Genomic DNA, 20,236 nt, shown 5'->3' on the forward strand with positions numbered 1-20,236 from the left:
ACGGTGACTTTATGCGTCTGACCACCGCTCCTCAGCTCGTCACTTGTTCGGCGCGTGCGTCACCGCGTAGATCATCACGAACGCGACGATGTGGATGCCGAAGAGGAAGTAGGCGAGGAAGTACCAGACCTTGCGCTCGTTCCTGGTCTCCTCGGCCAGCCGGCGCTTGTCCAGGGCCTCTTGGGAGTTGTCCGGGTTGCCCTCCTCGTCCGGCATCACAGCTCCCGGTGCACTTTGGTGTTCGAGGCCTGGGCGCGCGGGCGGACGACGAGCAGGTCGATGTTGACGTGGCTGGGGCGGGTGACCGCCCAGGAGATCGTGTCGGCCACGTCGTCCGCCGTGAGCGGTTCGGCGACGCCCGCGTAGACCTTCGCCGCCTTCTCCGCGTCCCCGCCGAACCGGGTCAGCGCGAACTCGTCCGTCCTGACCATGCCGGGCGCGATCTCGATGACCCGGACCGGGGTGCCGACGATCTCCAGACGCAGCGTCTCGGCGAGGACGTGGGCGCCGTGCTTGGCGGCGACATAGCCCGCGCCGCCCTCGTACGTGCCGTGGCCCGCCGTGGAGGAGACGACCACGACCGTGCCGTCGCCGCTCGCGGTGAGGGCGGGGAGCAGGGCCTGGGTGACGTTCAGCGTGCCGAGGACGTTCGTCTCGTACATGGTGCGCCAGTCGGCGGGGTCGCCGGTCGCGACCGGGTCGGCGCCGAGCGCGCCGCCCGCGTTGTTGATCAGCACGCCGATCGTCTTGAAGGCGGTCGCGAACTCGTCGACCGCGGCCCGGTCGGTGACGTCGAGCTCGTAAGCCGTCGCCTTGTGGCCCGCCTTGTTGATCTCCTCGGCCAGCGCCTCGATGCGGTCCTTGCGGCGGGCGGTGAGGACGACGCGGTAACCGGCCGCGGCGAGCCGGCGGGCCGTGGCGGCGCCGATGCCGCCGCTCGCCCCGGTGACGACCGCGATACGGGAGGCGGCGGACGGTGCGGCGGTGGCCATGGGCTGCTCCTCGGGAGGGATCAACTGGTTCGTGCGTACGACTCCGTCCAGGATAGGCGGGCCCGGCGGCGGCTCAGTTTCCGCGCGGTGCCCACATGATCACGGCCATCCCGGCCAGGCAGATCAGGGCGCCGGTGATGTCCCAGCGGTCGGGCCGGTAGCCGTCCGCGACCGCGCCCCAGGCCAGCGAACCGGCGACGAAGATCCCGCCGTACGCCGCGAGGATGCGGCCGAAGTGGGCGTCGGGCTGGAAGGTGGCGACGAAGCCGTAGACGCCGAGGGCCATGACCCCGCCGACGGTCCACAGCCAGCCGCGGTGTTCGCGCACCCCCTGCCAGACCAGCCAGGCGCCGCCGATCTCGAAGACGGCGGCGAGGACGAAGAGGGCCGCGGAGCGAAGTACGAGCATGACCGCCACCCCATCACACGGGTGTCACCTGATCGCACGGGTGTCACCTGATGGACGGCGCCTGTCGCGCGCTCCGCGTGGGATACATCCGTACGACCCCAGCGGTGGCGCACGGGCGTACAGAGGAGTGGATGGCAGATGGACGGCATGCGAGTAGTACGGGTACTACGGGTCGGCGCCGTAGTGGGTGCCGCGTTCGCGGTGATGGGCGCGGCCCCCGGTGTGCCGGTTCCGGAGGCGGACCTCTCCTATCACGGCTCCGTCGCCATGACCGCCGGCCGGATCGACGTGCGGTTCACCCCGCGCAACCACGGCCCGTCCGCCGTTCCCGACGCGACCGTACGGCTGCGCTGGTCGAAGCCGCTCGCGGACCGGCAGACGCTGCCGGAGGGGTGTGCGCGGTCGGGGGAGCGGGTGGTGGTGTGCCGGACGGGGGCGCTGGCGGCGGACGAGGCGGGCGAGCGGATCGAGCTGCGGGTGATGCTGCGGGACGCGTCCTCCGAGGTGCTGCTGGAGCTGGACACGGTGTGGGGCGGCGGTGCGGTGGACGGGAACCGGGCCAACGACCAGCAGCGGGTGCTCGTCCTCGACACCAGTGACAGCTACTACTTCTGAGCCACGCCCGTAGTACCCCTGAGCCACTTGGCCGAGCTCGTCGTACGATCTCGATCTCCGCACGGCACAGGCGACGAGGGGTACGACATGTCCGGGAACGCGCGGGCGCGGCTGCTGGACGAGTTGTCCACCGTCTCGCGCCGGTACATGGCGTCGTACGCCCTGTTCAACCAGGCCGTCGCCGACCGCCTGGGGCTGCACCCCACCGATCTGCAGTGTCTGAACCTGCTCACGCTGGAGGCGGGGCCGGTGACCACGGGCCGGATCGCCGAGCTGACCGGGCTGACGACCGGGTCGGCGACGCGGCTCGTGGACCGGCTGGAGCGGGCCGGGTACGTCGTCCGGGAGCGGGACGCGGAGGACCGGCGGCGGGTGCTGGTGGCGACCGTCCCGGAGAAGATCACCGAGTTCGGGCGGATGTGGAACCGGCTGGGCGGTGGCTGGTTCATGCTCTTCGACGACCTCGCCGACGCCGAACTCGCCGTGATCGTCGGGCACATGAGGCGGACGGTGGAGTTCAGCGGGCAGCAGATCGCGCGGCTGCGGACGGGGGAGGTCTAGCTGGCTAGGCGGGCACCGGCTCGTCCCCGTCGTAGCGCCCCCGCGCCTCGTGGACTTCCTCGATGTGGGTCTCCGCCCAGTCCTTCACGGCGAGCAGCAGCATGCTCAGGCTGGCGCCGAGCGGGGTGAGTTCGTAGTCGACGCGGACCGGGACGGACGGGGTGACCGTGCGCGAGAGGATGCCGTCGCGTTCCAGTGAACGGAGCGTCTGCGTCAGCATCTTGGGGCTGACGCCGGCGATCTTGCGGGCGAGGTCGCTGTAGCGCATCGGGCTCGGGGACAGGGCGGCGACGACCAGGCTGACCCACTTGTCGCTGATGCGGTCCAGCAGCTGGTTGGTGGGGCAGCTGCGGATGAACGCGTCGTACTCGACACGTGCCTGTTCGCGCTTCTGGGCCGCTGTCATGGTCGCCATGGGCCGTGGCCTCCGTTCACTTCCGGTCACTTCCGGGGTAGGTACGCACCTTCAGGTAACTACTTCCCGATGGATAGTAGCTCTCCCTAGGGTTGTCGGCAGCCGAGGGGATGCCCCGGCGAAGCCCTTACATCCCTTACAACCCTTATAAGAGGAGCTGTCTGTCATGCGTGCTGCAATGGTGACGACGTTCGGCGGGCCCGAGGCGGTTCGGGTCGTGGAGACGGAAATTCCCGAGCCGGGCGCCCGGCAGGTGCGGATCAAGGTCGCGGCGGCCTCGCTGAACCCGGTGGACGCCGGAGTGCGTGCGGGCGCGTTCGGAGGCGCGGGCGAGCGGCTCGGATTGGGCTGGGACGTGGCCGGGACGGTGGACGCGACCGGCGTCGCCGGCGCGTGGCAGGTCGGCGACGAGGTGGTCGCCCTGCACTACGGCGCGGTCAAGCCGCTGGGTACGCACGCCGAGTACGTCGTCGTGGACACGGACGCGGTGGCGAAGGCGCCGGAGGGCGTGGACGCGGTGCACGCCGCCACCCTCCCGCTGAACGCGCTGACCGCCGTACAGGCCCTGGATCTCCTGGAGTTGACGCCGGGTCAGACGCTGTTGGTGACGGGCGCGGCGGGGGCCGTTGGCGGCTTCGCAGTTCAACTCGCCGCACAGCGCGGGGTGTTGGTGACCGGGCTCGCCCGCACCGGTGACGAGGAGTTCGTACGGGCCCTGGGCGCCGCCGAGTTCACGAGCGAGGGAGTGCCGACGGGGAGCGTCGACGCGGTGCTGGACGCGGCGGTCCTCGGGGAACGGGCGCTGGCGTGGGTGCGGGACGGGGGCGCGTTCACCGGGGTGATCCCGCAGGCAGCGCCGGCCCCGGAGCGCGGGGTGCGGACCGGGGCGGTGGAGGTGAGCGCGGACGGGGCCCGGCTCGCCGAACTGGTCGCCCTGGTGGAGAAGGGCGTACTGACGCTGCGGGTGGCGGACACGTACCCCCTGGCGGACGCGACCGAGGCGCACGCACGACTCGCGGAGGGCGGGGTGCGGGGGCGGCTGGTGCTGGTGCCGTAGGGGATTCGGTCCCCTCGGCACCGGGCCCGCTCGGCATCCGGTCCGGTCGGCGCCCGGTCCCCTGGCCATCGGGTCGCCTTGGCACCCCGCCTCCTTGGCACCCGGCCTCCTTGGCACCCGGCCTCCTTGGCACCCGGCCTCCTTGGCACCCGGCCTCCTTGGCACCCGGCCTCCTTGGCACCCGGCCTCCTTGGCACCCGGCCTCCTTGGCACCCGGCCTCCTTGGCACCTGGCCTCCTGGGCATCGGGTCGCCTTGGCGTCTGGGCCCCTTGGCACCCGGCCTCCTGGGCATCGGGTCCTCCTCTGCATTAGCGCCCGGCTCCCTTGGCGCCCGGTCCCCCAGGGGTGCACCCCGGGGCGCTCGCCCCCTGGCGCCGGCTCCCCCGCGGCATCCGGTCTCCCTCGGTAGCCGGTCGCCTTGGCATCCGGTTCCTTCGGCGCCCAGCCCTCCTTGGCACCCAGCCTTCGTCGGCTTCCGGCCTTCCTCGGCATCAGGACCCCTTGGCGCCCGGCTCCCTTGGCGCCCGGTCCCCCCGGGGGCGCCGGCTCCCTGGCGCCCGGCTCCCCCTCCGCATCCGGCCCCCTCGGTATCCGGTCCCGTTGGCGCCCACCCCCGGGGCATCCGGTCCCCTTGGCATCCGGCCCCTTCGGCGCCCAGCCCTCCTCGGCTTCCGGCCCTCCTCGGCATCAGGACCCCTCGGCGCCCGGCCCTCCGGGCGCCCGGCCCTCTTGGCGCCCGGCTTCCTCCGACCCGGCCCCCGAGTTGCCCCTAGGGGAGGGCTCCACCCTGCGTCTCCACCCGGATTTCCACCCGTGGGTCCGGGAGCTTTTCCGGCATCGGCGGGAGAGTCGATCTCAGGAAAACGCGTGGCGGGACGACCGCCGGAGACCGAGGAGTGCGACGTCATGACGGACATGGAGCAGGCGCTGACGATCAGCGGGGGCATCTTCGCGGTGATGATGCTGACGCAGTACGGGCGCCGGAAGTACGACCTGCACAAGGTGCTGATGCCGATCGGCACGGTGTCCGCGGTCGGCTACTTCTATCTGAAGGGGATGCCCACCCAGACCGTCGACATCGTGGTCTATCTGGTGGGCGCCACGATCGGGCTCGCCTGCGGTGTCGTCGCCACCTTCACCACCGGCGTGGAGCGCGACCCTGCCTCGGGCAAGGTCCACACCCGCTGCGGCGCGGGCTTCGTGGCGATCTGGACGGCGGTGGTCGCCCTGCGCGTCGCCTTCATCTACCTCGCCGAGCACAACACCTGGTTCCGCGACCACCTCGGCACGTTCATGGCGGAGCACCACATAGTCCAGGACGCCATCGCACCGTTCTTCGTCATCATGGCGCTGGCCATGGTCCTCACCCGGGTGTTCCTGCTCCTGGCCCGCGTGCGCCTCCTGGCTCCGGCCGGGGCCCAGGGGCAGGCCCTCACCGAGGGGTCTTCACCAGTCCGTGGATGAACGCGTACTTCACGGCATGCGCCCGGTCCCGCAGATGAGCCTTGGAGAAGAGGTTGTTGATATGGGTCTTCACCGTGGCCTCGCTCACCACCAGCCGCTCGGCGATGCCCCGGTTGGTGAGCCCCTCGCCGATCAGCGTGAGCACCTCCACCTCCCGGGGGGTGAGGTCCGGGGCGAGTCCCGCCCCCGCCCGCTGGACGGGGGCCCCGCCCCGCGCGGCGGCGGCGACGAGCCGGTCCCGTACGGCGGGGTCGAGCACGGACTGCCCGGCGGCAGCCGCCCGCACCGCGCGGGTGATGTCCTCCCGGCCGGACTCCTTGGTCAGGTAGCCGCGCGCGCCGGCGCCGAGCGCGGCGAGGATGTACTCCTCGTCGGCGAAGGTGGTGAGCACCACGACGGCGACCCCAGGGAAGCGTTCGCCGATCAGCCGGGTGGCCTCCACCCCGTCCACCCGGGGCATGTTGAGATCCATCAGGATCACATCGGGCGCGTGCTCCTCGGCCGCCCGCACGGCCTCCCCGCCGTCCTTCGCGGTCGCCACGACCTCCACACCGGACTGCAGATCCAGTACGGTCGCCAGCGCCTCCCGCACCGCGGTCTGGTCGTCGGCCACAACTACCCTGACAACAGGCTGCTGTTCGCCCCGCTGCTCGTCGCTCATCCCGGGATCACCACGCGCACCTGCCAGCCTCCTGCGTCGTCGCCGTCCACGATCGGCCCGGCCGCGACCGTGCCGCCCACCAGGTCGAGCCGCTCACGCATCCCGACCAGCCCCATCCCGCTCCCCGCACCGGCCAAGGGCCGCGAGCCCTCCGGCGGCGCGGAGTTCACCACCTCGAAGACGGTCTCCTCGGCCGGCTGTTCCGCATACTCCAGGCGCATGCGGACCGGGGCGCCGGGCGCGTACTTGTGCGCGTTGGTCAGCGCCTCCTGGGCGCAGCGCACGATCACCTGGGCGAGGCGGACGGGCAGTTCACGCGGCGGCCCGTCGACGGTCAGCGTACCGGCGTCGGAGGCGGATGCGAGCAGCGACTGCAGCGTCTCCACCAGCGGCAGCGCGTCCTCGCGCAGGTCCCCGACCGTGCGCTGCACCTCGGTCAGCCCCGAGCGGACCAGGCTCTGCGCCCGCTGGGCCGCCTGCCGGGCCCGGTCGATGTCACCGGACTCCAACAGGGCGTCGGTGACCTCCAGTTGCATGTTCACCCCGGCCAGCGAGTGGGCCAGTACGTCATGCACGTCCCGGGCGATCCGGGCCCGCTCGGCCAGCGCCTCGGCCCGTGCCACGGCCCGCGCGGCCAGTTCGGCCTGCTCGGCGGCGGCCCGCGCGGAGCGCAACGCGTCGGCGTGGGCCCGGTTGGAGATACCGACCAGCACACTGACACCGGTGAAGGCGCCCACGATCCACGAGGTGCCGCCGCCCCACGGCAGCAGCAGCGCGCCCGCGCACAGGGCGCTGGTGAGCGCCGCGAAGGGCAGCGCGCGGCGGGCTTCGAGACGGTACCCGGCGTGCCCGGTCACGAAGTAGGCGAACAGCGCCGACGCCCCGGAGGTCTCCAGGCTCATCAGCGCCGCCGCCCCGACCGCCCAGGCACACAGCACCGCGAGCTGTACGCGGGGCGAGAACGTGCCCTCGGGGATGAGCCGCGTGCACAGCAGCAGCGACTCCAGGACCAGCAGACACAGCACCGCGAGCCCGGTACCGGAGGTGCCGACCGGCCGCACGGCGAGCGCGCCGACGGTGACGGCGACGACGGTGCCGAAGATCTGGACGGGGTTGTTGTCCGCCGTGAACCACCGGTTCAGGGCCTGAGTTCGGTTCACTGCGGCTCTCTTCCCACTCCCGTCCGGGCACTCTTCCCACTGCCGTCCGGCCGGAGCGAAAGCTACCAGCGTGGAGGGTGCGTCCGTCGGCGGTCAGCGCCCGCCCTGCACTCCCTGTGAATACGCCGTCGGTGACACCCCGACCGTCGACGTGAAGTCGCGGGCCAGGTGGGCCTGGTCGGCGTAGCCCAGGTCGGCGGCGAGGCCCGCCCAGGCCACGGGTTCGTCGGCGCCCGCGCGCTCCAGGGCCTCGTGGATGCGGTAGCGCAGGATGACCCACTTGGGGCCGACGCCGACGTATGCGGCGAAGAGGCGCTGCAGCAGCCGTACGGACAGGCCCTCGGCGTGGGCGAAGTCGGTCACGCGGCGGATCGTGCGGTCGGTGCGGATGCGGTCGACGAGGGTGGTGGCCAGTTCGGCCTGCGGGTCCGGGCGTGGGTCGAGGGCCAGCAGGAAGGCGTCGAGCGCGGCGACGCGGTCGTTCTCGTCGGCCGGGTCGAGGACGGTGGCGGGGTCGGTGTCCGGGAACACCTCGGGTTGCCGTATCCGCGCGCCCGTCCACTCCGACACGGGGCGGTCGGGGGCGACGGTCCGGAATGCACCCGGCCGGAACTTGATCCCGCACACCCGACCCCGCCCCTCCAGTTTCTGGGCGAAGAGGCCGTGCGGGATGCCCGCGATCTCGACGAAGGCGTCCTCGCCGGCCAATCGCTGGAAGACGATGTGCACGGCCGGGTGCGGGACGACGTGGGAGACGTAGGGCTCGGTGAGGTCCCAGTCGATCAGCCAGTAGTGCTCGACGTACGGACGGAGGGGTGGGGCCGGTTCGGGGCGGCGGAAGTGCACGCGGGTGAGGAGTTCGGCGGGGTCGACGATTCCCCGGGTGTCGTCGGCTTCTCCGGAGGCGCTGCGGCGTGGGGCGGCCATGTGGGGATCGTAGGTCCGGCCACTGACAGTGGGCGGAAGACCGCGTCCCCGGTGCGTGGAATATGTGCGGCGGGGTGGCCGTTGGGGGGTATAGTTGAATAATCAACAACCTGGAGGGTGAACGACCATGCAGTTCGGGATCTTCAGCGTCGGCGACGTCACACCGGACCCGACCACCGGACGGACGCCGACCGAGCGTGAGCGCATCAAGGCCATGGTCGCCATCGCGCTGAAGGCCGAGGAGGTCGGGCTCGACGTCTTCGCGACCGGCGAGCACCACAACCCGCCGTTCGTGCCCTCGTCGCCCACCACCATGCTCGGCTACATAGCCGCGCAGACCGAGAAGCTGATCCTCTCCACCTCCACCACCCTCATCACCACCAACGACCCGGTGAAGATCGCCGAGGACTTCGCGATGCTCCAGCACCTGGCCGACGGCCGGGTCGACCTGATGATGGGCCGCGGCAACACCGGCCCGGTCTACCCCTGGTTCGGGCAGGACATCCGGCAGGGCATCAACCTCGCCATCGAGAACTACGCCCTGCTGCGCCGCCTGTGGCGCGAGGACGTCGTGAACTGGGAGGGCAAGTTCCGCTCGCCGCTCCAGGGCTTCACGTCCACGCCCCGCCCGCTGGACGACGTACCGCCGTTCGTCTGGCACGGCTCGATCCGCTCGCCCGAGATCGCCGAGCAGGCCGCCTTCTACGGCGACGGCTTCTTCCACAACAACATCTTCTGGCCGGCCGACCACACCAAGCGCATGGTCGAGCTGTACCGGGAGCGGTACGCGCACTACGGCCACGGCACCGCGGAGCAGGCGATCGTCGGCCTCGGCGGCCAGGTCTTCATGCGGCGCAACTCCCAGGACGCGGTGCGCGAGTTCCGCCCGTACTTCGACAACGCCCCGGTCTACGGCCACGGGCCCTCCCTGGAGGACTTCACCGACCAGACCCCGCTGACCGTCGGCTCCCCGCAGGAGGTCATCGAGAAGACCCTCGCGTTCCGGGACTACGCCGGTGACTACCAGCGCCAGCTGTTCCTGCTCGACCACGCCGGGCTGCCGCTCAAGACGGTTCTGGAGCAGCTCGACCTGCTGGGCGAGGAGGTCGTACCGGTCCTGCGCAAGGAGTTCGCGGTGAACCGCCCGGCGGACGTGCCGGAGGCGCCGACCCATCAGTCGCTGCTCGCAGCCGCATCGGAGAAGGTGACCGTCGCATGAAGCTCGTAGTCGTCTCGGCGGGGCTGAGCGTTCCGTCGTCCACGAGGCTGCTGGCCGACCGGCTGGCAGCGGCGGTGGACCGCCGGACCCCCGTCGACATCCAGGTCGTGGAGTTGCGCGACCTCGCCGTGGAGATAGCGCACAACTTCACCAACGGCTTCCCCGGCCGTTCCCTCGCCGCCGCGCTGGACGCGGTGACGGAGGCGGACGGGCTGATCGTGGTCACCCCGGTGTTCTCGGCGTCGTACAGCGGACTGTTCAAGTCGTTCTTCGACGTCCTGGACAAGGACGGCCTGGTCGGAAAGCCGGTGCTGATCGCCGCGACGGGCGGCAGCGCACGGCACTCCCTCGTACTGGAACACGCCCTGCGCCCGCTCTTCGCCCACCTGCGGGCCGTGGTCGTCCCGACCGCGGTCTACGCCGCCTCCGAGGACTGGGGCGCGGAGGGCCTGCCGGAGCGGATCGAACGGGCGGCGGGGGAGCTGGGCGCGCTGATGACGGGCCTGTCGACAGCACGCCCGGAGAAGAAGCCGGCGGTCGTTCCGTTCGCGGAGCAGCTGGCGGCACTGGCGCCCACGAAGTAACAACACCGGTCGGCACGAATCAGCCTGTCGGGCGCCGACCGTGAGAAGACGGTAGGAGGTCGGCCCGGGTTGCGTCCACCACGGTGAGAGGCAGGTAAAAAGGGTGATCGTAGACCTGCCCCCACCGCCCTACCGCCGGAGGCCTTGGCACACTGGGGGACGTGCCCCAGACTGTGCTGCTCGCCGAAGACGACCGCGCCATCCGTCATGCCCTGGAGCGGGCCCTGACCCTGGAGGGCTACCAGGTGACCGCGGTCGCCGACGGCGTCGAGGCGCTCGCGCAGGCCCACCGCACCCCACCGGACGTGCTGCTTCTCGACGTGATGATGCCCGGCATCGACGGCCTCCAGGTCTGCCGGGTGCTGCGCGCCGAGGGCGACCGCACCCCGATCCTCATGCTGACGGCCCTCGTGGAGACCGCCGACCGTATCGCGGGCCTGGACGCGGGCGCCGACGACTACGTGGTGAAGCCCTTCGACGTCGAGGAGGTCTTCGCGAGGCTGCGCGCCCTGCTCCGCCGCACCAGCCCGGTCCCGGCGAACGGCGTCCCCGGCACCTCCGCCGACGCAATGCGGGAGGACCCGCAGCAGTCGGCGTTCTCTTCCTCTTCCTCTTCCTCCTCCTCCGACAAGCAGGTCTCGGCGGCCGGCCTGCGCATGGACCTCCAGGCCCGCCGCGTCTGGCGCGGGAGCCGCGAACTGGAGCTGACCCGGACCGAGTTCGAACTCCTCGAACTGCTGGTCCGCAACGCGGGCATCGTCCTCGACCACTCCACCATCTACGACCGCATCTGGGGTTACGACTTCGGCCCCGGCTCCAAGAACCTCGCCGTCTACGTCGGCTATCTGCGCCGCAAGCTCGACGAGCCCGGCGCACCGCAGCTGATCCACACGGTGCGTGGCGTGGGTTACGTGCTGCGGGAGGACTGAGTGGGCCGCCTGCGGCGGCTGGTGGCCGCCCGGCGGCCCCGACTGGTCTCCCTCCGCACCACGTTCGTGCTGTCCTTCGCGGCGGTGACCGCGGCCGTCACCCTCCTCGTCGGTGTGCTCTCCTACGACGCGGCGGCCCGGCTGGTCCGGGTCGACCAGGAGTCCGTGTTCGACCAGGTCGTACAGGACCTGCAGGACGAGGTGCGCACGCACCAGATGACGCCCGACGACTTCTCCTCCTCCGCGCCCGGCCACGACATCGTGCGGCCGGCCCGTACGGATGTGCAGGTGCTCGGACCGGCCGGCGGGGTCCTCGACAGCGGCAGCCCGGCGCTGCCCGTCACCGGTGACGACCGGGCGGTCGCGGGCGAGAAGGTGGCCGGGAAGACGGTCGAGCACAAGGACGTGGCCGTCGCCGAGGACGTGTACCGCATCGCGACCGTCTCGCTCGGCCGTGGGCAGGGGGCGGTACAGGTGGCGCAGGAGTTCAGCGACACCGAGGATCTGCTGCGGGCCCTACAGCAGCGGACGTTTGTGCTGATGGCGGCGGTCGTGGTGCTGGCCGGCCTGTGCGGCTGGTGGCTCGCCCGGCGCATCACCCGGCGCCTGATCATCCTCACCGCGGCGGCCGAGGACGTGGCCCGCACCCGCCGCCTCGGCGTGCAGGTCCCCGTCACCGGCTACGACGAAGTGGGCCGCCTCGGCCGCGCCTTCGACCGGATGCTCGGCCGGCTCGCGCAGTCGGAGGAGGACCAGCGCCGCCTGATCCAGGACGCGGGCCACGAACTCCGCACTCCCCTCACGTCGTTGCGCACGAACATCTCCCTGCTCCGTCGCATGGACGAACTGCCGCCCGAGACCCGCGAGGAACTGGTCGCGGACCTCTCGCAGGAGGCCCGCGAACTCACCGACCTGGTCAACGAGTTGGTGGACCTGGCGGCAGGACAGTCCGACACCGAACCGCCCCAGCAGGTGGACCTCGCCGACATCGCGGAGGACGTCGCGGTCCTGGCCCGCCGCCGCACCGGCCGCGACATCACCGTCCGCGCGAGCGGCGACACGACGACCGACGGCCGCCCCGGCATGCTCCAGCGCGCGATCTCCAACCTGGTCGAGAACGCGGCCAAGTTCGACCGCGCGGGCCGGACCCCGATCGAGATCGCGGTCTCCGGCCCGGCACGCCCCGGCACGGTCCGCGTAGAGGTCCTGGACCGAGGCCCCGGAGTCTCGGAGACCGACCTCTTCCGCATCTTCGACCGCTTCTACCGCGCCGCCGACGCCCGCTCCCTCCCCGGCTCGGGCCTCGGCCTCTCGATCGTCCGCGAGGTGGCCCTCGCCCACGGGGGAGCGCCGTTCGCGCTGCAGCGGGAGGGGGGCGGTGCGGTGATCGGGTTCACGGTGGGCGGTGTGACCGGCCCGGGAACCGGGCCACGAGGCCGGGGCTGAGGAACTGACGGGCTCGGAGCGGGAGTTGATCAGCCGTTGGAGGCCGTGCGCCCGAAGCAGCGCTCCAGCTCGTTCAGGTCGTAGAACTTGCTGCCCTTCGAGACGGGACGGCAGCCGGTCTTGAACGTGGTCTCCTTCTCGTTGTAGAGCATGCGGACGAGGTAGGTGTTGCCCTTGCGGAACACGTCCCACTGGATGTTGGAGCCGAGGGGCGCGACGGCCGCTCCGCGCCACGGGTTGCTGCCGTAGGTGTACGGCTTGGCGGTGGTGACGCCCGTCGTGCTGCCGGGCAGGCCCATCAGCGCGGCCAGCGGGATGATCTCCTCGGCGTGCGTGAACCGGAGTTCCGCGCCCAGGTCGCTCGTGCCGTCGCGCTTGGCCTCGGCCTTCTTGAAGAAGTCGTAGAGCAGGACGCCGGCCATCTTGTACGTGATGTCGCTGTCGGCGAAGCCCGGCCCCTTCTCGTAGAAGTCCTCGGCGTCGGAGATGTACCCGAACCAGTCGGCGTCGCGCGCCGAGATGTACCGGTCCATGCCCCAGCCCTTGCCGCCCGGGCTCTCCGCGCTCATCGCGGGGGCGATGGCGTACAGGTTGTAGACGGCGGTGGCGGCCTCGACGTCCGTGCCGATCGACGAGAACTCGCCCGCCGTGATCCGGTCCACGAACGCGGGCTTGAACAGCTTCTTCAGTACGTCGCGGGCGGCACGGTGGGTCTTCGGCTGGTCGGTGATGGTGTTGAGGGTGGTGGCGAGCCGCTGGTCGTTGGCGATGTAGTCGCGGTAGGCGGCACCGCCGGCGGCCTTGTGGAAGTAGAGGAGGTCCTTGTCGGTACGGGTCGTGCCGATGAGGGAGGTGAGGTCGGGGTCGGTCCGGGCGAGGGCGGCGCCGTAGAGGTTGGCGCTGTCGACGGCGCGTCCCTGACCCGAACTGACGACGTCGATGGGCTCCTTGTTCTTCGCGATCGAGGCGAAGAGGGTCGGCAGCCGCTTCGCCATCCGGGTCGCGGTGGCCTGGATCTCCGCCTTGCCGCGCGCGCTGAGGTTGCCGTAGCCGATCGTGCTCATGGCGGCTTCGAGGGCCTGCGCCTTCGGCCCGAACTCCCTGCCCTTCGCGGCGAGTTGGCCCTCAGCCTCGGCCTGGTTCCAGAGCGCGAGGATCAGGTCGCCGTCCGAGCTGTCGGTAGCGGACCGCGATCCGTGCCGGGACACGTTCTCCGTGAAGACGGGGGTGAAACCGGCCGGGGCCTTCTGGTACGACCGGGAGTTCTGCTCCGGCGCGTACACGGCCTTCGTGCCGTAACTGTCGGTGTGGGCGCTGCCGCCGGGGGCGGCCTGAGCGGCGAACGGGGTGGCCAGCAGCGCGGCCGTGCCGAGGACCAGGGCGGGGATGACACGTCTCATGGGGCGCATGTTTCGCGGGGGACGTGAACGCCGGGTGCATTCGGGGTGACTCCGGGGGCCTGGTCTGCTCGGAATTTTCCCGGCTGTGCGTCGCGAGTGGATCAGTAGGGATCCACCTCGCCTGCCGCGTGCACGGCAGGGGTGGTACGGCTGGGGACAGCGAGGCAGTGGTGTCGGTGAGCCGGGCAGGCCCTAGTGGGGGTGCCAGTAAGAACTGTGTCACCAGCCGCAAACGGCGAGGGTAGTCAGTGATGTTCAGGGCGTCGTGGCAGTGGTCTTGGCTCCGTAGTCCTAGCTCGGACACCAGAGAACGAGTAACCCGCCGGTAGCTTTCAGGGCTTTACCGTGACGGTCTTCTTCGGCTGGCGGGGGACGGTCTTGGTCTTGTCGAGGTGCCCGTACACCGTCGACCGGGGGACGCCGAACATGTCGGCGATCTGCTGGACGGTCTTCTCCCGCTCGTCGTAGAACCGTTGGGCAAGCGCGGCATGGTCCGCTGTGAGCTTCGGCCGACGCCCGCCGACCCGCCCCGGGCCCGCGCGGAGGCGAGCCCGTCGTTCGTGTTCGCCACGATCAGCTCCCGCTGGAGCTCAGCGAGTACGGACAGCATCCCGAACATCGCCCGGCCCTCCATGGTGGCGGTGTCGATGCCCTGCTCGATGACGTGCAGCCCGATACTCCGCTCGCGCAGCTCGGCGCCGAGGGTCACCAGGTGCAGCACCGAGCGGGAGAGCCGGTCGAGCCGGGTCACCTTCAACGTGTCGCCCGGGCGCAGCAGCTGCATAACGAGGTCCAGCTTCGGGCGGGACGCCTTCGCGCCGCTGGCGACATCGACGTGGATGTTGTCGCGGCCGACGCCATGGCGGAGTAGTGCGTCGATCTGATGATCGGGGTTCTGGTCGGCCGTCGATGTGCGGCAGTAGCCAATGAGCATCGTCGGAAACTACCCGAAGGATCGTTCTCCGACGTTGATTTCCGACGCGAGTTGCCGACACTACCCACCTGCAGGTTCGTGATCGCCAACCCGAGTGTCGGCAGACGTTCGTTTGCCGACACTTGCAGCGCGGCGCTTCGGCAGGGGGGCAGCCAACGCTAGGCATCGTCGCAACCGAGAGCGTCGGGTGCTGTCCGCGTGTTCCTCGCGGACAGCAGCCCAGCACTTTTGTTTCGAGCTCCGGTTTCTATTCGGTGCGTAGGGCGGCGGCAGTGCGGGTCCGGGCGGCCCATCCCGCGGGCAGGAGGGCACCCAGGACGGCGATGAGCAGACCGCCGAGTCCGAGCAGGACCAGTTCGGTCGGGTGATAGACCTCGATAACCGAGGCGGGCATGTTGATTCCTGCGCTGTGGCCCATGGCGGGCACGATCGCCGCCTGCAGGACCGCCCCGACGGGAACGCCGGTGGCGCCGCCGATCAGGCCGATCACCACGACGGACGCGATGACCATGGTGACGGCCTGCCGAGGTGTCATGCCCAGCGCCTTGTGGACGCCGAGGTCGTGGACGCGTTCGCGGGTGTCGAGCACGACCGCGTTCAGCACGCCCAGCCCGGCGGTGGCGACGAGCATCAGTGTGAGGATGGCAGTCAGCGCGTCCAGGGCCAGGATCACATCGCTCTTGCCCTGGAACTGGTCGCTTTGGGCGCTGACGCCCAAAGGCCGTAGCGCGGTGTCGAGTTTGTGGATGTAGCCGAGCACCTCCGTGCCGGGCTTGACGGCGATGGAGTAGGTGTCAGGGTGCAGGTTCGGCTCCGCGGCGGCGAGCGTCGCGGCGTCGGTGAGGACCTCCATGGTCTGAGTGTGGGGGTCGAAGACCTCGCCGACGATACGGACCGGGACCGCCTTGCCGTGGTCCTCCAGCGTGACGGTGTCACCGACGCGGGTGCCCGTGGCGGTCAGGAACGTGGTGGGCACGACTGCCTGGCCGGGACCGTGGAACCAGCTCCCCGAGATCATCCGGTAGCCGGCCCAGGAGGCGTTGCCGGTGAAGGCGAAGACGGTGGTGGAACCGGTCACGCCCGCGACGCTCACCTCTGTCTCGGCGGTGCCGTAGTACGCCCGGGTCCCGGTCTGCGCGTTGACCGCGGCGGTGATGGCGGCGGGATCGGCTGAGGTCGGCGTCCGCGGTCCCCGGTTGCGAGCGACGGGTCCATGCCCGGACTGCGGGGCGAACGTGGGGACGATGACATCGGCGTTGTCGTGGTTCTTCGCGGCCTGCACCTGGGCCAACGAAGCGCCTACACCGATGGCGAATGTGGCGGCGGTGGCGCCGAACACGATCGCTGCGACCATCGCGGCGGTGCGAGCGGGGCGGGCGAAGGGGTGGGCGAGGCCGAGGCTGACCGGCCGGGGCAGCGGGAGCCGTGCTGCCAGCCGGGCTGCCCGCTGGCCGCGGCCGGGGCGCGGGGTGCGCCCGACGGCGAGCGCATCGACGGTGCGCAACCGGCCCGCCCGAAGGGCGGCCGCCCAGGCGGTCACGGCCGTCAGGCCGAGTGCTCCGGCGATCACCGCAACATCGACCTGGGGGGCAACGCCCGAGGTGTTCGTGCCGTAGAGCTGGTTGGTCGTGGAGAGCACCGGGATGGCGAGGGCGTTGCCTGCGACGACCCCGATCACGGTGCCGACCGCCGCGGGGACCAGGGCCTGGCTCATGTAGGCCCGTACGACCTGGGCCGGGGTGAATCCGATGGCCTTGAGGATGCCGATCCGTCGCGTACTGACACCGACCGCGCCGGCGACGACGTTGCCGACGATGAGTACCGACATGACCACGCCCAGGACGCCGAACGCGATGAGGAACGGTATGAACAGTGCGGTGTTGCGGTCGGTGCCCAGTTTGACGTTGAGCCAGGACTGCGCCCCGGTCAGCGCCCCTGCGGGGACCGCCGCGGATATCGCGGCGCGGTCGGCGGCGATCTGCTCGGTGGTGCCGGCCGCGGCGAAGCGGTACAGCATCTGGTATCGGCGTGGCGCGCCGGGTGCTGTCAGTGCGGTGATCTCGGACGGTGTCACCCAGCCGTCGGCGGTGCTGCTGACCGACCGGGCGACGCCGACCACGGTGAGCGTCGGGCTGCCGGGAAGGCCGAGAACCCGGAGGGTCGAGCCCAGGGGGATGCCGACGGACACGATCTCGCCGGGGCCGGTCACCCACCTGCCCGCGGTCAGCGTGACGTCGTCGACGGGTCCGCCGGGACCGGCGCGACCGACGACCGTCATCGGCGGCAGGTCCACGCCGGGCGGCAGGGCGGTACCGGCGCCGCTGTGCGCGGTGATCGTCGCAGTCGGGAACGGCCCCGACGCGGCGGCGACGCCGGCCACGTGCGCGGATGCCGACAACTGGGCGGTCGTGGTCCTGCCCGCGTCGAACTGCGCGGTCAGATGCGCTCCGTGCTGCCCGGCGAAGGCGTGGTCGAACGGAGCGGTGGAGGCCACGAGCAGCGACCCGCCCAGCACGGACGCGGCCACCGCCATCATGGCGGCCAACCCGGTCACTACCGTCTGGACCCGGCGGCGGCCCACGCCCGCGCGCACCACCTTCCCCAGCGTGCTCATCGGTCCGCCCCCACGTGCGAGTCGGCGGCGATCCGGCCGTCGACGAGCTGGATCGTGCGCGTCGCGCAGGACTGTGCCAATGCCACATCGTGGGTGACCAGGACGATGGTCTGGCCGTCGGCGTGCAGGTCGCCGAGCAGGTCCTTTACGTCCTCACCGGAGGCGGTGTCCAGCGCGCCGGTCGGCTCGTCGGCCAGCAGTAGCGCTGGACGGTTCATCAGAGCCCTGGCCACCGCGACCCGCTGCCGCTCACCGCCGGACAGCCTGCCCGGGTAGGCATGGGCGTGGCGGTCGATGCCGAGCGCTTCGAGCAGTTCCGCCGCGCGTCGGCGCGCCTCGCCGCGCGCCAGGCCGGCCAGTTGCGCCGGCAGCACCACGTTGTCGACGACGGTCAGGTCGTCGAGGAGGTTGAAGAACTGGAAGACCATCCCGATGCTGGCCCGTCGGTAGCGTGCCGAGGCGGCCTCGCCGAGCTCGTCGACCCGTACACCGGCCACGGTGACGGTCCCCGCGCTCGGCCGGTCAAGCCCGGCGAGCAGGTTGAGCAGGGTGGACTTGCCGCTACCGGAGGGCCCGAGGACCGCGACCGCCTCACCGGGCGCAACGGTGAGCGACACCTCGGCGAGCGCGGGCAGAGCGTCGTCGTATCGGCGGCTCACATCGCGCAGTTTGATCAACGGCGTGGTCATGGTCGTCTCCCTGGATGGCCCTGAATGGCCTGGTCGACGCTAGGTGCGCCGCCGGGCACGGTGCGTCCGCCGCGGGAGGCATTCCCGGTACCGCGTCGGGACGAGGCTGACCGCTGTCATCCCTGCGATGTAGTCCACGGATGTATCCCGCCTGATCACCAGGTGGATGCCGCGAGGCCGCGGCGGCGGCGAGAATGAGCGGATGGTGAACGTGCCGATCATGGACCGACTGCGCGAACTGGCCGGGCAGATGGCGCGCCCGACCGGTCAGCTGCCACGGCCCACCCCGCGCAGCCGGGCATTCGACGTAGCGTTGGCGCTGATCCTCGCCGCCGACGGCATCCGCTACGTCACGATCATGAACAACGGGGCCGGGCCGGTTGACTGGACCGGCGCGGTGCTCCTCGTGCCGCTCGCCTCGGCGCCCCTGGCGCTGCGCCGCCGGTTTCCGCTGGCGGTGCTGTGGACCGTGACGGCCGCGACTCCGCTGATCATGCGCGACTCGGGGGACATCGCCTTCTACGCCGGCGTCGTCTGCCTCGTCGCCGTCTACAGTGCTGCGGCCTACTGCTCCCACCCGGTGCCGACGCTGGTGAGCCTGCCGGTGGCGGCCGTGGTACTGGTGGTCCTGTTCACCAACGCGAAGCTGCCCCAATTCCGGAACGGTGTCGTCGCGGTCCTGGTCCTGATCCCGGTGTTCGCAGCGGCCTACGAGGTCCGCATGTGGCGGCGCAGGGTCGACGCGGGACACGCACGGCTGTCCACGCTGGAGCGCGAACAGGTCGAGGCGCTGAGCCGGGCGGTCGAGCTGGAACGCGCCCGCATCGCCCGCGAGTTGCACGACGTGGTGACGCACAACGTCAGCGTGATGGTCATCCAGGCCGGCGCCGCCCGCAAGATCATGGACGCCGACCCTGACCAGGCCCGCGAGGCGCTGCTCGCGGTCGAGACCGGCGGCCGGGCAGCGATGAGCGAGCTGCGCCAGGTCATGGGGCTGCTCACGACGGACGCCGAAGGACCGGACGGGGACCCGTCGGCGGATCTCGCCCCGCAGCCGGGCCTCAACCGGCTGGAGACCTTGGTCGCAGGTGTGCGGCAGTCCGGAATGGCGGTCGAGTTGACCGTGACGGGGCAGCCCCGCCCTGTTCCGCCCGGTGTCGAACTCGCTGCCTACCGGGTCGTGCAGGAGGCGCTGACGAACACCGTCAAGCACGCCAGTGGCGCGTCCACGGAAGTGATCGTCGAATACGCCGCCGACCAACTGCGCGTGGAGGTCGCCGACACCGGTGGCCGCCCGAGCGCCTCCGCGTCCACCGGCAACGGGCGCGGACTGATCGGCCTGCGCGAGCGCCTCGCCGTCTACGGTGGGACCCTGCACACCGGCCCCAGACCCCGCGGCGGCTTCCGCGTCACCGCACTGGTACCCCTGGAGGCATCATGACCGAGCCGCTGCGCGTGGTGGTCGCTGACGACCAGGCGCTGGTGCGTACCGGCTTCAGGATGATCCTGGCGTCCGAGGGCATCAAGGTGGTCGGCGAGGCCAACAACGGAGTTGAGGCCGTCGACGCGGTCCGGCGCACCCTGCCCGACGTGGTTCTGATGGATATCCGCATGCCGGAGATGGACGGCCTGGAGGCCACCCGGCGCATTCTCACCGGCTCCGGCGGCGAGGGTGCCGATGGCCCGCGCGTGATCATCCTGACCACCTTCGACCTCGACCGTTACGTCTACGCCGCCCTGTCCGCAGGGGCCAGCGGCTTCCTCCTCAAGGACGTCAGCCCCGAACACCTCACCGCCGCCGTCCGCATGGTGCGCACCGGCGACGCGCTGCTGGCCCCCGCCATCACCCGCCGCCTGGTCGAGCGGTTCGCCCGCCGCGACTCCGCCACCGCGGCGATCCACCGAGACCTGGCCGCGCTGACCCCGCGCGAACTCGAAGTCATGCGCCTACTGGCCCAGGGGCTGAGCAACGCCGAGCTCGCCGCCCGCCTCCGCCTCTCCCAGGCGACCGTCAAGACCCACGTCGCCCGCATCCTCGCCAAGCTCGGACTCCGCGATCGCGCCCAGGTGGTCGTCGTCGCCTACGAAACGGGCCTGGTCAGCGTCGGCGGAACCGAGGCCGCTTCGCGGCCCGCCGGTCAGCAGCGCGTGTGACCAGC

Annotated in this window: 20 protein-coding genes and 2 pseudogenes; 10 read left to right on the forward strand and 12 right to left on the reverse strand. The window is 71.2% G+C overall.

The features are described 5' to 3' along the window. Nucleotides 1-39: 39 nt before the first annotated feature. The 3 genes from OH768_RS29970 to OH768_RS29980 form a co-directional block, all read right to left on the reverse strand. Nucleotides 40-216 carry a hypothetical protein gene (locus OH768_RS29970; RefSeq protein WP_200812055.1) on the reverse strand — a complete coding sequence of 59 codons (177 nt, stop codon included), beginning with the start codon at nt 214-216 and terminating at the stop codon, nt 40-42. Beyond that, complete coding sequence (locus OH768_RS29975) at nt 216-992, reverse strand: SDR family NAD(P)-dependent oxidoreductase (protein WP_406458730.1); 777 nt, start codon at nt 990-992, stop codon at nt 216-218. Before OH768_RS29975 ends, OH768_RS29970 begins: the two co-directional genes overlap by 1 nt. 73 nt (nt 993-1,065) lie before the next feature. Continuing rightward, entirely contained in the window at nt 1,066-1,401 is a 336-nt protein-coding gene (locus OH768_RS29980) for a YnfA family protein (RefSeq protein WP_406458732.1), read from the reverse strand. A gap of 147 nt (nt 1,402-1,548) precedes the next feature. Between OH768_RS29980 and OH768_RS29985 the strand changes: the two genes are divergently transcribed. Continuing rightward, nucleotides 1,549-2,016, forward strand: coding sequence for a hypothetical protein (locus tag OH768_RS29985; RefSeq protein ID WP_406465503.1), 468 nt, complete (start codon nt 1,549-1,551; stop codon nt 2,014-2,016). A gap of 87 nt (nt 2,017-2,103) precedes the next feature. Next, nucleotides 2,104-2,577: a MarR family winged helix-turn-helix transcriptional regulator gene (locus OH768_RS29990; RefSeq protein WP_406458734.1), complete on the forward strand. Its 474-nt coding sequence runs from the start codon at nt 2,104-2,106 to the stop codon at nt 2,575-2,577. 4 nt (nt 2,578-2,581) lie between these two features. Here the strand turns inward: OH768_RS29990 and OH768_RS29995 are convergent, their stop codons facing one another. Further along, a complete protein-coding gene (locus OH768_RS29995) occupies nt 2,582-2,992 on the reverse strand; it encodes a winged helix-turn-helix transcriptional regulator (protein WP_406458736.1) in 411 nt (136 codons plus the stop codon). 166 nt (nt 2,993-3,158) lie between these two features. On the opposite strand from OH768_RS29995, the gene OH768_RS30000 reads away from it, so the two are divergent. Together OH768_RS30000 and OH768_RS30005 are read left to right on the forward strand one after the other, a co-directional pair. Beyond that, nucleotides 3,159-4,049: an NADP-dependent oxidoreductase gene (locus OH768_RS30000; protein ID WP_406458738.1), complete on the forward strand. Its 891-nt coding sequence runs from the start codon at nt 3,159-3,161 to the stop codon at nt 4,047-4,049. An 868-nt stretch (nt 4,050-4,917) separates the two neighbouring features. Further along, the gene (locus OH768_RS30005) at nt 4,918-5,514 is read left to right on the forward strand and encodes a hypothetical protein (RefSeq protein ID WP_406458740.1); all 597 of its coding nucleotides are present in this window, start codon (nt 4,918-4,920) and stop codon (nt 5,512-5,514) included. Here OH768_RS30005 and OH768_RS30010 read toward each other — a convergent pair. The 3 genes from OH768_RS30010 to OH768_RS30020 form a co-directional block, all read right to left on the reverse strand. Then, nucleotides 5,483-6,175 carry a response regulator gene (locus OH768_RS30010; RefSeq protein WP_406458742.1) on the reverse strand — a complete coding sequence of 231 codons (693 nt, stop codon included), beginning with the start codon at nt 6,173-6,175 and terminating at the stop codon, nt 5,483-5,485. The genes OH768_RS30005 and OH768_RS30010 overlap by 32 nt on opposite strands. Then, nucleotides 6,172-7,335 carry a sensor histidine kinase gene (locus OH768_RS30015; protein ID WP_406458744.1) on the reverse strand — a complete coding sequence of 388 codons (1,164 nt, stop codon included), beginning with the start codon at nt 7,333-7,335 and terminating at the stop codon, nt 6,172-6,174. The genes OH768_RS30010 and OH768_RS30015 overlap by 4 nt, the downstream gene beginning before the upstream one ends. Nucleotides 7,336-7,428: 93 nt before the next feature. Continuing rightward, entirely contained in the window at nt 7,429-8,262 is an 834-nt protein-coding gene (locus OH768_RS30020) for a DUF6597 domain-containing transcriptional factor (protein WP_406458746.1), read from the reverse strand. Between the two features lie 127 nt (nt 8,263-8,389). On the opposite strand from OH768_RS30020, the gene OH768_RS30025 reads away from it, so the two are divergent. From OH768_RS30025 to OH768_RS30040, 4 genes are all read left to right on the forward strand, one after another. After that, nucleotides 8,390-9,481, forward strand: coding sequence for an LLM class flavin-dependent oxidoreductase (locus OH768_RS30025; protein ID WP_406458748.1), 1,092 nt, complete (start codon nt 8,390-8,392; stop codon nt 9,479-9,481). Further along, nucleotides 9,478-10,065 carry an FMN reductase gene (locus tag OH768_RS30030; protein WP_406458750.1) on the forward strand — a complete coding sequence of 196 codons (588 nt, stop codon included), beginning with the start codon at nt 9,478-9,480 and terminating at the stop codon, nt 10,063-10,065. The genes OH768_RS30025 and OH768_RS30030 overlap by 4 nt, the downstream gene beginning before the upstream one ends. A gap of 161 nt (nt 10,066-10,226) precedes the next feature. After that, nucleotides 10,227-10,994: a response regulator transcription factor gene (locus OH768_RS30035; protein ID WP_406458752.1), complete on the forward strand. Its 768-nt coding sequence runs from the start codon at nt 10,227-10,229 to the stop codon at nt 10,992-10,994. Next, on the forward strand, nt 10,995-12,440 hold the full coding sequence (locus OH768_RS30040; protein WP_406458754.1) for an ATP-binding protein: 1,446 nt from the start codon (nt 10,995-10,997) through the stop codon (nt 12,438-12,440). Nucleotides 12,441-12,469: 29 nt separating this feature from the next. On the opposite strand, the gene OH768_RS30045 is transcribed toward OH768_RS30040, so the two are convergent. From OH768_RS30045 to OH768_RS30065, 5 genes and pseudogenes are all read right to left on the reverse strand, one after another. Then, complete coding sequence (locus tag OH768_RS30045) at nt 12,470-13,840, reverse strand: histidine-type phosphatase (protein WP_406458756.1); 1,371 nt, start codon at nt 13,838-13,840, stop codon at nt 12,470-12,472. Between the two features lie 332 nt (nt 13,841-14,172). After that, nucleotides 14,173-14,304, reverse strand: a pseudogene (locus OH768_RS30050) (ArsR family transcriptional regulator); the annotation flags it as partial. Between the two features lie 119 nt (nt 14,305-14,423). Then, nucleotides 14,424-14,774, reverse strand: a pseudogene (locus OH768_RS30055) (recombinase family protein); the annotation flags it as partial. Nucleotides 14,775-15,021: 247 nt separating this feature from the next. Then, complete coding sequence (locus OH768_RS30060) at nt 15,022-17,388, reverse strand: ABC transporter permease (protein ID WP_406458758.1); 2,367 nt, start codon at nt 17,386-17,388, stop codon at nt 15,022-15,024. Further along, nucleotides 17,385-18,077: an ABC transporter ATP-binding protein gene (locus tag OH768_RS30065; RefSeq protein ID WP_406458760.1), complete on the reverse strand. Its 693-nt coding sequence runs from the start codon at nt 18,075-18,077 to the stop codon at nt 17,385-17,387. The genes OH768_RS30060 and OH768_RS30065 overlap by 4 nt, the downstream gene beginning before the upstream one ends. A 202-nt stretch (nt 18,078-18,279) precedes the next feature. Here OH768_RS30065 and OH768_RS30070 point away from each other — a divergent pair, with 202 nt between their 5' ends. Together OH768_RS30070 and OH768_RS30075 are read left to right on the forward strand one after the other, a co-directional pair. Continuing rightward, nucleotides 18,280-19,518, forward strand: coding sequence for a sensor histidine kinase (locus OH768_RS30070; protein ID WP_406458762.1), 1,239 nt, complete (start codon nt 18,280-18,282; stop codon nt 19,516-19,518). Next, nucleotides 19,515-20,231 (forward strand): response regulator, encoded by a 717-nt coding sequence (locus OH768_RS30075; RefSeq protein ID WP_406458764.1) that lies wholly within the window; start codon nt 19,515-19,517, stop codon nt 20,229-20,231. The genes OH768_RS30070 and OH768_RS30075 overlap by 4 nt, the downstream gene beginning before the upstream one ends. Nucleotides 20,232-20,236: the final 5 nt, after the last annotated feature.

This window comes from Streptomyces sp. NBC_01622 (assembly GCF_045209635.1).
Taxonomy (GTDB): domain Bacteria; phylum Actinomycetota; class Actinomycetes; order Streptomycetales; family Streptomycetaceae; genus Streptomyces.